The following is an 11,816-nucleotide window of genomic DNA, read 5'->3' as shown; positions in this document are numbered from 1 at the left end:
CCACGCTCAGATGGCAGTAATGTGCCGATGATCCCCCACTCGTCCTCCGTCAGCCCAATACGCTCGCCCAACGCCACCTCCAAAAGGCAGCCTTGAATCAACGCCCGATCCTGCTGTCAACCTTTGTCCACGAAACCTAATACCTACCCCTCTCCATGAAAAGATCGCCGATACTCCAGAATTACATGGAGATCAGTCCATGCTCCTGCAAAACCGCCAATATCGCGGCAATTGCGCCACGACTCTCGCTATCGACGATCGTTCCACCGGCCGGCCCGGCGATCGCGGGCTGGCGTGCGCCAACAATTTGCTGGCCGGCGACATAAAATCCCTCGCTGCGCACCGCATCATCCCACCATGCCGTACCGTCATGCACCATGGCATGGCCGCGATCCGCCACCGCCAGCCGCAATCCGGCCTTCGGCACGACGAAGCGCCCCCCCGTCTGTCCAGCCGGCAACATGCTCCTCCCGCCCGGCCCAGGCACCGCTCGCCCCAGCCGCCACGATCAATCGCAGCGAACTCGCGGCAATCTCGTCCAGTGCCGACAGGGCGATCCGTCATCTCCCCAGACGGCGCCATCGCCCGGCGGCCTTTCGAGCCCCGCCGCTCATTCGCTCACCACCGCGCCGCTGCTTTCCAGGCTCAGCGCATAGTTGCGCTCGCCATTATAGTCGCCGGCATAGTCGAGCCGCGTCACCAGGAAGCAGCCGCGCATCCGCTCGCTACTCTCGAAACTCAGCTCATAATCTTCGATCGTGCCGGCCAGCGCATGGTTGCGCACCCGGATTTCGGCCGCCGATCCGGTGAAGATGCCGGCCGCCGACACGCTGACCGATCGCACCCCCGCGCCCGACAGCAGTTCGCGCCATCCGCCCGAATCCTTGCTGGTGATGTTGACCGCCTCGCCATTCACCGACAGCTGGGTGGTGCGCATGCCAGCCACCGCCTCATATGTTGCCGGGACGTTGCCATTTCCCACCTTCAACAGAAACGCACTTCCTTTTTCGACGCCCATGGCGCATTCTCCCGTCAGACAAAGCGTTCTAAAACGCGGATTAAAGGAGAGGTCTGATGCTCGTGGTTGCTCCCCTTCTGATGATGCTCGCGGCCGCGCCGTCGGCCGACGCCATCGGCGCCGCCCGCAAGGCTTTTGCCGGCTGCCTCTCGGCCCAGGTCCAGCCCTCGCTCGACAAGAAGGTGCCGCTCGGCGAATTTCAGGGTCAGTTGAAGACGACCTGCGCCGACAAGGAAGCGGCTTTCCGCGCCGCGATCCTCGCGCAGGACAAGGCCGACGGCATGTCGGACAAGGATGCGCAGGCCGATGCCGACGATCAGGTGTCCGAATATGTCGACAAGATCATCGGCGAATATGAGGAATATAATAAGCCCGGCACCTGATCAGGCGCCGATAGCCTCGCGCACCACGCGAATGCGGTAATCCGCCACCGCCAGCCAGCCGCCTTCGCCCCGCGCGCCCGTCCGGGCGATCCGCGACCGCAACAGGCTGGCGGTGACGATCCGCACCGCCCAGCAGCCGGCAGCCCGGCGCCCTCGGCCTGCGCCACCAGCCGCGCCAGCATCTCCTCTTTCATGGCCCCACCTTCCCTTGGGCGCCGCGCGCCCCTATCTGGGCGCACATGAAGCGCACCCCTCGCAAATTGCTGATCGCCCTCGTCATCCTCGCGCTCGGCCTCATCGCCTGGCATTTCGGCCTGTTCCGGGCCGGCGACTGCCTGTTGCAGGGCGGCAGCTGGAACATGGACAACGGCTTCTGCCGTCTCGACAGCCTCGCCCAGCCGATATGAGGCGCGCGCTGCTCGGCGCACTGCTGGTCCTGATCGCCGCCGCCCTCTGCCTCTGGCAAAGCGACTGGCTCGCCCAGGATCGCTGCCTCGACAGCGGCGGCCGCTGGACCGCACAGGGCAGTTGCCAGCGCTAGAAGAAAGACAAACAAGGTTCACGCGAAGACGCGGAGAAGAGAAAAGGCCACCGCAGGCGCAGCACAAAAATCTCCGCGCCTCCGCGTCTCCGCGCGAACCTCAAATGCCCAGCATCGCCTTCTTCTCTTCCGCAGAGAGGAAGTCCGCCCCCGCCACCCGCTCCCACAGCGCCGCGCGCTCGTCCGACAGCGCCGGTACCGCGTCCAGATCCGGCACCAGGCTCAGCCCCGGCCACCAGCCCTGCAATCCCTGCGCCAGCCCCGCGCCGATCTTCCCGACCAGCGGCAAGATCGTCTGCCGCCACAGCGCCTTGTTCGCCTCACGATAATTGGCGTAGCTATTGTCGCCCGGCAGGCCCATCAGCATCGGCGGCACGCCAAAGGCCAGTGCGATCTCCCGCGCCGCCGCGGCCTTCAATCCCACAAAGTCCATCTCGGCCGGCGACAGGCTCATCGCCCGCCAGTCGAGCCCGCCCTCCAGCAGCATCGGCCGCCCGGCATTGGCCGCGCCGCTGAACGCGGCCTCCATCTCGCGCCGCACCCGCTCAAACTGTTCCGGGCTCAGCACCGATCCGTCGCCCGGCGCATAGACCATCGCCCCCGAAGGGCGCGCCGCATTGTCGAGCAGCGCCTTGTTCCACACCGTCGCGGCATTGTGGATCGCCACCGCCCCCGCCGCCGCGCCGACACAGCCCAGGCCATAATGATCGTCGAGCGGATGGAGCGCGCGGATATGGAGCAGGCTGGTCCGCCCGGCGCCATCCTCGGGCGACAGCCGGGTCACGCTCTCGCCCACGCGATAGAGATAGGCCGCCGGCCAGCCGCGCGCATCCGCCTCCACGCTCACCCGCTCGGGCCGCAGCGCGAACAGCTCGGCCGGCATCCCGTCCGCGCCCGCAATCACCTGCACATAGCCATTGCCGTGCAGCAGCACATGGCTCGCCAGCGTCTCGATCAGCCCCTGCCCCGCCGACGCCCGCGCTACCAGCGCGCCGACCCGCGCCGCCGCCGCACCATCCACCCCGCCGACCTTCAGCACGCACGCCCCGGCCCCTTCGGACACCAGCCGCATCGCCCGCTGCGCCACCGGATTGCCGATCACCCCGGCGCGCAGCTGCGCCTCATAGCTGGCCGGCCATTCCCCCAGCGCGACCGCGCCCGATCCCCAGGCCCGCGCCAGCACCGGCCGCCCGGCATCCCCAGCCGCCGCCTTCATCCCGAACCATTTCATCCGAACATCCCCCTATGCAAAAAATCCTCGCCCCTTCGGGGAGAGGATAGGGAAGGTTGGCGGCCCCAGCCGCCTACCGAAACTTGGAGAGGGGCACGCCCTTGCGGACCGACCCGCCTTTACAAAAGCCGGGCGGCGATCAAATCTGCGCCCATGCCCCTCGCACCAATCCTGCTCATACTCGCCCAAGCCAGCGGGCCGGTCGTCACACCCCTCGTCCTGCCCACGACCCAGGATTATGCGCTCGTCGCCCTGCCGCCCGCATCGACCGGTGCCGCCACCGTTCGCATCACGCGCCGCCCCAACAGCGACCAGCTGGATTGCACCCCCTCGGCCATCACCGGCGGCACCGCCATCGCCGTGGCAAGCTGCCGGCTCGCCATGATGAAGATGGGCTGGATGGCAGCGGTGAAGGACAGAAATGGTCAGGATGGGACGATCCCGGTCGTCCGCCTGTTCTGGGAGCCGGCACCATCGACTTTCCAGGGCGACATGGGCGGCGCCACGCCGATCGCCCTCGACGGCAAGGCGCCGATCGCAAGCGACCCGGACAAGGCAGCAACCGCGCTGCAAAGCGATTATACCGTCCGGCTCGACGCCACCGGCCATCCCCGATCCTGCCGCATCACCCAATCATCCGGCACGCGCCGATATGACGACACCGCCGGCCTCGTGGCGATGGGCCAGCGCTATCTGCCGGCGCTCGACGACCAGGGCCGACCAAGGGAAACCGAGGTAACGTCCTGGGTTCGGTTCACGGATCGATAGAGGGCCGGCGCCCCCTCCGCTTCGGAGCATCCCCCTATGCAAAAAATCCTCGCCCCTTTGGGGAGAGGATAGTGGAGGTTGGCGGCGCCCAGCCGCCTACCGAAACTTGGAGAGGGGCACGCCCTTCGGACTCGCCCGCCCAAAATATTGCCGCCCTGTTTCCAGCGCCGCGCCGCCCTGCTAATCAGTCGCAATATCCAAGCCAGAGACATGTCCCTATGACCGCCCCCTCGCCCCTCCTGTCCCAGACCGCCGACCAGATGCGCGCGCAGCTCGCCGCCTCGCCGCAGGCCGCCGCCGCCTTGATCCGCGCCGGTGCCGACGCCGGCCTGCCCGACGCCCAGGCCTATTATGGCCAGCTCCTGCTCGACGGTCAGGGCGTCGCCGCCGACCCGGCCGAAGCCTTTCGCCAGTTCGGCCTCGCCGCCGCGTCGGGCCATGTGATGGCGATCAACATGGTCGGCCGCTGCCATGAAAAGGGCTGGGGCACGCCGGTCGATCCGGTCGCGGCCGCCGCCTGCTATCGCCGCGCAGCCGAAGATGGCCTCGACTGGGGCATGTACAACTGGGGCAGCGCGCTCGGCCTCGGCGCGGGCGTGGCCCAGGATGAGCAGGCGGCGCTCGGCTGGTTCCAGAAGGCCGCTGCCCTCGGCCATGCCAAGTCGATCAATTTCCTCGGCGCCTTTCATGAGGAAGGCCGCCTCCTCCCCCGCGACCTGCCCCGCGCCGCGCAATGCTATCGCATCGCGGCGGAGGGCGGCGATTTTCGCGGTCAGTTCAACCATGGCCGGCTGCTGGCCGACGCCGGCGACATCGCCGCCGCCGCCCACTGGATGCAGACCGCCGCGACCAGCGCCACCCCCGCCTTCCGCACCATGATGCGCGACCATCTCGCCGCCTCGCCCCACGCCGCCCTGCGCGCACTGGCCGCCGGTCTCTGACCATATCCACGAAAAAGGGCGCGGAAATCCGCGCCCCTTTCGTCCGGCCTCACGCCCGGATCATCTGTTCCGCCGCAGCACCTCGTCGCAGCGGGAATTGGTGCCTGATCCCTTGCCGATCAGCCGCCCCGCCGCCGCGCCACCGGCGCCGGCCAGCACCGTCTCGCCCACGCCGCCGCCGGCGATGATGCTCGCGCCCGCGCCCACGCCCGCGCCGATCGCGGTGCCCTTGTCGCGGCCCTTCTTGCCCTGGAGCAGGCAATAGCGCACATCGTCGCGGTCGCGCGGATCGGCCCGCGCCACCCGCGCCCGATCCTTGCTGTTCAGGCTCGCCGCCAGCACCGGGGTTGCGACCATCGTAACAGCGGCCACCGCCGCGATCATCCTGACCATCTTCATGTCCGTCACTCCTGATCGGTGCGAAACGAAGCAGGCGGGTTTCCTGTTCCGGGCCGGCTGCGCCACGCGCCTCCGGCCCCGTCCTTCTTGTTCGCTGCCCCATATAAGGGCCGTCACGGACCGCCGCCTATTGCGGTTAATCCCTATCCGGGCGCCATCAATCGATGCGCGAGATGAAGTCGGCGGCCGGGCGGCGCACCTTCTTCAAATTGACCAGCCAGTCGCCCTCGTCCGCGCGATAGCCCAGCGGCATCATCACCACCGATCGCAACCCGCGCGCCCGCAGGTCCAGTATCTCGTCCAGCGCCGCCGGATCGAAGCCCTCCATCGGCGTCGCGTCCACCTCTTCAAAGGCGGCGGCGGTCAGCGCGATGCCAAGGCCGACATAGGCCTGGCGCGCGGCATGCTCGAAATTGGTCTGCGCGTCGCGCTGCGGATAGGTGTTGAGCAGCATCTGGCGATAGGCTTCCCAACCCTCGTTGCGGAAACCGCGCTCGTCATTGACCAGGTCGAACATGCCGTTGATCCGGTCGGCGGTATAATTGTCCCAGGCGGCAAAGACGACCAGATGCGACGCATCGGTCACCTGCGCCTGGTCCCAGGCGATCGCCCGGATCTTGGCGCGGATATCCTTGTTGGTGACGACGATCACCTCGAACTGCTGCAACCCGCTCGACGTCGGCGCCAGCCGCACCGCCTCCAGGATGCGCTCCACCTTGTCCTCGGGCACCACCTTGTCCGGGTTCATCTTCTTGGTGGCATAACGCCAGTTCAGACGGTCGATCAGCATGAGAAATCCTTATATTGCAACGGCGCCAGCCTAAGCCCGGCCCATGACGCTTCGATGTAGCGCCCACCGCCCCAGGAATAAAGGTCTCACATTGAAACCAAATATTGCCTCACCCATCCATGGCCTTTCGCCCTCGGGTAAGACGAGGATGACCTGAAAAGTGACCATTTTTGCTGCTGAATTTGTCGAGCGCGATTTCTGATTGCGGGCATGGTACGGCGCTGCAACATCTTGTGCGATGGCAACCGTAACAATCGTATTAGCGATATTCTTTGTAGCGTTTGGAAGCGCCATTTTCCTAACTCGCCGCTGGAATGCTGCCGTTAGCGTTCTTGACGGCTTGGGAGTTGGTGTGACTTGTTGGGGTTGGCATATTCGTTTGGTTCGCTAACAACCAGCACTACTTTTGCAGAAGTCTGTTGGGGTGTCTGATCAGGCTGCATCCTCAGTAAGGGCAGTGCTCTTGCGGTGAACGGCGGGCATTGGTGCAGCGTACTGCTGGCAAGGTGGGTTGTAGAAGCGGACCGACTCACCCGGCATGTGCAGGGCCCCTGCGGAGCGGTCAGCCGCCCTTGGGTTTCCTTGCGCCAACTGACCTGCCTCCACTTCGCGCGTTCGAGCATCGCGTGCGCAGCTATGAATTTGACGTCCGGCACAAGCCGCCTCCGAGGGCGACCGCGGCCTGCGACCGGGAAGATCAGCGGCACTTCGGCCGGATATACCTTCTGGTGTCTGGGAATGCCGGCAGCTCAGCAAGGGGCAAGTGTACTCAGCGCCTGCCGGAACGGAGCCGATAGCTCATAACCGGCGTCGGCCAACACACATCCGAAGCGCACGCCGGCAGCAACGATGCGGTCGATCTCCTCGATCACGATCTCGGGCTCGGTGCGATATTTGTGCAATGCAGCAGGTACGTCCGACTTGTCCATGCGCGCGGCATCTCTCGTCCAGCTTTCCGGCAGGAGCAGCCGCAAACTCAGCATGAATGGAACTTCGCTCGAAGCCAGCGTCTGACAGTTGGCATTCTTGCCGAGCGGCATGGCCTATTGCGGCGCAACGCCAACCGAGGCCTTGCCCTTGTTGGGCAAAGCGGTGTCGTCAATGATTACCCAGGCTCCATCGCCACCGACCAATTCATCCGCCTGGCTCCACAAAGTCGCTTCCAACGGGCACTGCCCTACAGACCAGCCCGATGAAATGATGAAGCCGGTCATAAGGGATCGCGTCCGAGCGAGCTACCATGTGCTGGGAGCTCTTGCGATCACCGGGCCCGATCAGACCGGCGATATAGGCTAGGCACATTCGACGCCGCGTCTTGTTACCCAAGACTTCCTGATAAGGGGTAAGCCAACGCGCAACATCCGCTTGAAAAGCCACGCCCATCGTAGCCTCTGTCAAAGCTGTGGGGCCATGAATCACGCAATCAGCGCAATAGGAATCCCAAAAATCCGATTTCTGCCAAAGTAGTGCTAATCAGGCAGTCAAACGCTTGCAGCAAACAATCGCCAGCGCCTTAAGCCCTGATCCCCGCCAGCCATTCGCCGATCATCGCCCGGCCCGCTGCCACCGCGCCCGGCCCATGATCGTCATGGTCCTTCCGAAGCGCGATGCCGCATTTTCCGGCGACGTCCAGATCGGCCCAGAAATGGGTCAGCCAGTCCTCGAAGCGCGGATCTTCGCCCATTTCGGCGTGGAATTGCAGCGCCAGCAGATTGGCTCCGCGCCGGAACGCCTGATGCGCATAGCGATCGGTCGATCCCAGGAGTTCAACCTGATCGGGCAACTCGAACGTGTCGCTATGCCAATGCAGCACCGGCACGCCATCGATATGGCGCAGCGGCGAGGCCGCCCCCGCCGCGTTGACGCTGACCGGGGCAAAGCCCAGTTCCATATGCCCGCCCGGATAGACCCGTGCGCCCAGCGCCGCCGCGATCATCTGACTGCCTAGGCACACGCCCAGCGTCGGTCGGTCCGCCGCCAGCCGCGCGGAAAGCTTGCCGATCTGCACCGGGATCCAGGGATGCATATCCTGTTCATAGACGCCCATCGGCCCGCCCATCATGATGAGCAGGTCCGGTTCGGTCAGGTCGATATCGGCGAAATCGGGGCTGGCCACATCGATCCGCTCGATCTGATAGCCGGCCGCCTCGATCGGCTGGAGATAGCCTGCCGCACCCTCGCGCGGCACATGTCGGACGATCAACGCTCTTTTCATTACCTGCGATAGCTAGCCAGCCAAACCCGTCGACGCCAGCCCAGCCTTTCTTGGGGACAGAAAATTGCCGCTATCGGCTTGGCCCGGCCGCCCGGCCATGATTTAACCCAGCGCCATGATCCTGACCCGCATCGCTCGCCCCGTCCTGCTGGCCACTTTGCTCGCCGGCACCGCCCTTTCCGCCCAGACCAGCGAAGCGCCTTCCGCACCGGTCGATGCGGTCGATCCCTTCATCGGCACCTCGGGTGAAGGCCATACCTTCCCCGGCGCCGTCGCCCCCTTTGGCATGGTCCAGCTCTCGCCCGACACCCATGTCGGCCCGGCCCGCCAGACCTATAATTGGGCCGCCGGCTATCGCCACGAAGACCCGGTGATCCTCGGCTTCTCCCACACCCATTTCTCCGGCGCGGGCCATAGCGACCTGGGCGATTTCCTGGTGATGCCGGTCAGCGGCGATACGGTTCCGCTGGAGGCCGGCGACGACAAGACGCCCGGCTTCCGCTCGCACAAGGCCGATGAGGTCGCCTCGGCCGGCTATTATGCCGTCACCCTGACCGATCCGGGCATCCGCGCGGAAATGACCGCCGGTACCCGTGTCGGCGTCCACCGCTATGCCTTCCCCACCGGCAAGGCGGCGCATCTGGTGCTCGACCTGCGCTCGATCATCTATGATTATCCCGGCAAGATCCTCTGGTCCTCCATCCGCATCCGCCCCGACGGCACGATTACCGGATCGCGCGAGGTGCGCGGCTGGGCTACGCCGCGGCGCATCTTCTTCGCGATCCGCTTTTCCGCGCCGCTGACCGGCCACCAGTTCGTCAGCACCGAGAAGGATATCCTCTACAAGGGCTTCAAGGGCCCCGGTCGCGGCCCCGAAACGCTGGATTCCCTCTCCGGCCGCGCGCTGGTGGCGCAGCTCGACTTCGGCACGCTGACGAAGCCGCTGGAGGCGAAGGTCGCGCTGTCGGGCGTGGACGAGGATGGCGCCATCGCCAACCTTGCCAGCGAACCAGGCGATTTCGACGCGATCCGCGCCAAGACCCGCACCGCCTGGAACGATGCGCTGGGCGCGGTGAAGATCGACGCGCCCAAGGCGATGCGCACCAATGTCTATACCGCCCTCTATCACAGCCTGATGGCGCCCAGCGTCTGGAGCGACGCCGATGGCCGCTGGCGCGGGCCGGATGATCAGGTCCATGCCGGGATGCTGGATGGCCGAGGCTTCACCATGCATTCCACCTTCTCGCTGTGGGACACGTTCCGCGCCGAACATCCGCTGCTGACGCTGATCCAGCCCGAAGCGAAGAATGCCGATTTCGTGAACTCGCTGGTCGCGGGGCAAAAGACCAGCCCGTTCGGTATCCTTCCCGTCTGGCAGTTTGGCGGCAAGGAAACCTGGACGATGATCGGCTATCATGCGGTCCCGGTCATCGCCGACGCCTGCCTGAAAGGGATCAGGGGCATCGACTGCGCCGGCGCGCTCAAGGCCATGGTCGCCAGCGCCGACTATGCCCCCTATGGCGGCCTCGGCGACTATATGAAGCTTGGCTATGTCCCCATCGACCGCGAGCCGGAAGCCGCGTCCAAGACGGTCGAATATGCCTATGACGACTGGACCATTGCCCGCCTCGCCCGTCAGTTGGGCGATACCGCCACGGCAGAGCGCTTCGAGAAGCGCGCCCAATACTGGCGCAACAGCTTCGACGCCAAGACCGGCTTCCTGCGTGCGCGCAAGGCGGACGGCAGCTTCCGCACCCCCTTCGATCCGACCGCGATCAACTATGGCAGCGACTATACGGAGGGGAATGCCTGGCAATATAGCTGGTTCATGCCGCATGATCAGGGCGGCCTGTTCCGCCTGCTGGGCGGCGACGCGAAAACCATCGCCAAGCTCGACGCCATGTTCGACTATGACAATAGCAAGATCGACTATAGCCATGCCGAGGATATATCCGGCCTGATCGGCCAATATATCCATGGCAACGAACCCAGCCACCATGTCGCCTATCTCTACAGCTATGCGGGCCAGCCCTGGCGCACGCAGGAGCGCCTGAAGCAGATCGTCGACAGCCAGTATAAGCCCACGCCCGCTGGCCTGGCCGGCAATGACGATCTGGGCCAGATGTCCGCCTGGCTGGTCTTCACCGCCCTGGGCTTCTATTCCGTGGCGCCGGGCAGCAACGAATATGTGATCGGCCGCCCCTTCGTCGACCGCGCGGAGATGACCTTGCCCAGCGGCCACCGCTTCACCGTGATTGCCGACGGCCTGACCGACGCCAACCGGTATGTCGGCCAGGTGACGCTGAACGGCAAGTCGCTCGATCGCGGCTATATCACCGACGCGGAAATCCGCGCTGGCGGCGAACTGCGCTTCACCATGCAGGCCAGCCCGAACAAGACATGGGCGACCGGCGTAAAGGCCCGCCCCTTCTCCATGACCGGCTATGGCAAGTGAGGGCGCGAGACCGCCATTATCTCTTCGTCTGCAGCCAGAACAAGCTGCGCAGCCCGACCGCCGAACAGATTTTCGCTGACCATCCCGGCATCGAAACCCTGTCGGCGGGCACCAACCATGACGCGGAAACGCCGCTGGACGATGAGATGCTGCGCTGGGCCGACACCATCTTCGTGATGGAAAAGACCCACCGCAGCAAGATCCAGCAGCGCTTCCGCGCCGTACTCGGCGGCACAAGGATCGTCTGCCTCGACATCCCCGACGACTACGCCTTCATGGATGCGAACCTGATCGCCCTGCTCCACACCCGCATGGCCAGCTTCCTGCCACGCACACTTTCCGCCTGATCGACCCAAGCGACGAAGAGGCTGACAGGAAAAGCTCTGAATGAAGGGAGCGAGGGCCCCAGCATAGCCCGCTTTGCCCTTCCGCTATCCCGACAAAGGCTGAGGTCTTGCACCTCCCACACGCGACTGCCTACAGAGGAAAAGGAGAAGACGGATTTGGGTGGGAAATAGAATGCCCGATAATCCTTCCCAAGCTTGCTTGGGGAGGAAGACCGCCAAAGGCGGCGGAGGGGCAAATAGATGAGGTCGCGCCACTGCCCCGCCCGTCAGCGCAACGATGATCCGCACGCGCCACGCACGATGCGGGCCACAATCACAGTACCAAAGTCACAGGGCCATATCCATGCCCAGCATCCGCGCCAGCAGCAGGGCCAGGCTGACGCGCTCAGCACCGCCCCTTCTCCGCCTTCCTGTCCTGTTCATAATGCCATCGGACGACAAAGAACATGCCCGCCCCCGGCAGGCTCCGGCCATTCACTGTTGTCGATTTGGTCGATCGCCGCTTAGAAAAGCTGTCCTCGCCGTTCCATCATCCCGGACTTGATCCGGGATCCATTGCGCGCCTCCTCTCCATCCGCCGTCGCGCACAATGGATCCCCTGAGTTCACAAACGAAGTGCAACACCGCAGACAGGTTTTGCCATGTCAGGAGATTGACAGGTTTCGACCATTTTTCGTCGTTCGCATGATCTCCCACTAATCCCGATTGCAGACGTTCTGGCAAAGCTG

General features: G+C 65.0%; 15 protein-coding genes and 1 pseudogene. 7 read left to right on the top strand and 9 right to left on the bottom strand.

The genetic code is table 11. The features are described from left to right. Positions 1 to 181: 181 nt before the first annotated feature. Both AC13EK_RS13910 and AC13EK_RS13905 read right to left on the bottom strand, forming a co-directional pair. A complete protein-coding gene (locus AC13EK_RS13910; protein ID WP_234792408.1) occupies positions 182 to 463 on the bottom strand; it encodes a DUF2793 domain-containing protein in 282 nt (93 codons plus the stop codon). Positions 464 to 610: 147 nt separating this feature from the next. After that, positions 611 to 1,018 carry a phage tail tube protein gene (locus AC13EK_RS13905; protein ID WP_069337589.1) on the bottom strand — a complete coding sequence of 136 codons (408 nt, stop codon included), beginning with the start codon at positions 1,016 to 1,018 and terminating at the stop codon, positions 611 to 613. A 56-nt stretch (positions 1,019 to 1,074) separates the two neighbouring features. Here AC13EK_RS13905 and AC13EK_RS13900 point away from each other — a divergent pair, with 56 nt between their 5' ends. Further along, on the top strand, positions 1,075 to 1,401 hold the full coding sequence (locus tag AC13EK_RS13900; RefSeq protein WP_026109343.1) for a hypothetical protein: 327 nt from the start codon (positions 1,075 to 1,077) through the stop codon (positions 1,399 to 1,401). Here the strand turns inward: AC13EK_RS13900 and AC13EK_RS13895 are convergent, their stop codons facing one another. Then, on the bottom strand, positions 1,402 to 1,527 hold the full coding sequence (locus tag AC13EK_RS13895) for a hypothetical protein (protein ID WP_268801842.1): 126 nt from the start codon (positions 1,525 to 1,527) through the stop codon (positions 1,402 to 1,404). Positions 1,528 to 1,640: 113 nt separating this feature from the next. Here AC13EK_RS13895 and AC13EK_RS13890 point away from each other — a divergent pair, with 113 nt between their 5' ends. Continuing rightward, positions 1,641 to 1,808 (top strand): hypothetical protein, encoded by a 168-nt coding sequence (locus AC13EK_RS13890; protein WP_170828710.1) that lies wholly within the window; start codon positions 1,641 to 1,643, stop codon positions 1,806 to 1,808. After that, complete coding sequence (locus tag AC13EK_RS13885; RefSeq protein WP_170828711.1) at positions 1,805 to 1,942, top strand: hypothetical protein; 138 nt, start codon at positions 1,805 to 1,807, stop codon at positions 1,940 to 1,942. Before AC13EK_RS13890 ends, AC13EK_RS13885 begins: the two co-directional genes overlap by 4 nt. 100 nt (positions 1,943 to 2,042) lie before the next feature. On the opposite strand, the gene AC13EK_RS13880 is transcribed toward AC13EK_RS13885, so the two are convergent. After that, on the bottom strand, positions 2,043 to 3,173 hold the full coding sequence (locus tag AC13EK_RS13880) for a phage portal protein (protein ID WP_069337590.1): 1,131 nt from the start codon (positions 3,171 to 3,173) through the stop codon (positions 2,043 to 2,045). 153 nt (positions 3,174 to 3,326) lie between these two features. Between AC13EK_RS13880 and AC13EK_RS13875 the strand changes: the two genes are divergently transcribed. Together AC13EK_RS13875 and AC13EK_RS13870 are read left to right on the top strand one after the other, a co-directional pair. Continuing rightward, the gene (locus AC13EK_RS13875) at positions 3,327 to 3,941 is read left to right on the top strand and encodes an energy transducer TonB (RefSeq protein WP_069337591.1); all 615 of its coding nucleotides are present in this window, start codon (positions 3,327 to 3,329) and stop codon (positions 3,939 to 3,941) included. 218 nt (positions 3,942 to 4,159) lie between these two features. Beyond that, positions 4,160 to 4,882 (top strand): tetratricopeptide repeat protein, encoded by a 723-nt coding sequence (locus AC13EK_RS13870; protein WP_069337592.1) that lies wholly within the window; start codon positions 4,160 to 4,162, stop codon positions 4,880 to 4,882. A 60-nt stretch (positions 4,883 to 4,942) separates the two neighbouring features. On the opposite strand, the gene AC13EK_RS13865 is transcribed toward AC13EK_RS13870, so the two are convergent. The 4 genes and pseudogenes from AC13EK_RS13865 to AC13EK_RS13850 form a co-directional block, all read right to left on the bottom strand. Beyond that, positions 4,943 to 5,281 carry a hypothetical protein gene (locus tag AC13EK_RS13865; protein ID WP_048939575.1) on the bottom strand — a complete coding sequence of 113 codons (339 nt, stop codon included), beginning with the start codon at positions 5,279 to 5,281 and terminating at the stop codon, positions 4,943 to 4,945. Between the two features lie 157 nt (positions 5,282 to 5,438). Then, positions 5,439 to 6,071, bottom strand: a complete 633-nt coding sequence (locus AC13EK_RS13860; protein ID WP_037523642.1) for an NAD(P)H-dependent oxidoreductase — start codon at positions 6,069 to 6,071, stop codon at positions 5,439 to 5,441. A 749-nt stretch (positions 6,072 to 6,820) separates the two neighbouring features. Beyond that, positions 6,821 to 7,373 (bottom strand): annotated as a pseudogene (locus tag AC13EK_RS13855) (transposase). A gap of 211 nt (positions 7,374 to 7,584) precedes the next feature. Then, positions 7,585 to 8,286, bottom strand: a complete 702-nt coding sequence (locus AC13EK_RS13850) for a glutamine amidotransferase (RefSeq protein ID WP_069337593.1) — start codon at positions 8,284 to 8,286, stop codon at positions 7,585 to 7,587. A gap of 115 nt (positions 8,287 to 8,401) precedes the next feature. Between AC13EK_RS13850 and AC13EK_RS13845 the strand changes: the two genes are divergently transcribed. Both AC13EK_RS13845 and AC13EK_RS13840 read left to right on the top strand, forming a co-directional pair. Beyond that, positions 8,402 to 10,741, top strand: coding sequence for a GH92 family glycosyl hydrolase (locus AC13EK_RS13845; RefSeq protein WP_069337594.1), 2,340 nt, complete (start codon positions 8,402 to 8,404; stop codon positions 10,739 to 10,741). Next, positions 10,738 to 11,088 (top strand): low molecular weight protein tyrosine phosphatase family protein, encoded by a 351-nt coding sequence (locus AC13EK_RS13840; protein WP_069337595.1) that lies wholly within the window; start codon positions 10,738 to 10,740, stop codon positions 11,086 to 11,088. Before AC13EK_RS13845 ends, AC13EK_RS13840 begins: the two co-directional genes overlap by 4 nt. 474 nt (positions 11,089 to 11,562) lie before the next feature. Here AC13EK_RS13840 and AC13EK_RS13835 read toward each other — a convergent pair. After that, positions 11,563 to 11,816, bottom strand: a 254-nt coding sequence (locus AC13EK_RS13835) for a hypothetical protein (RefSeq protein ID WP_483022245.1), incomplete at its 5' end; no start/stop codon positions are given.

The sequence above is a fragment of the Sphingobium sp. L-44 genome, assembly GCF_056859495.1.
The sequence above is the reverse complement of the archived record's forward strand: the minus strand, read 5'-3'. Positions and strand labels throughout refer to the sequence as shown.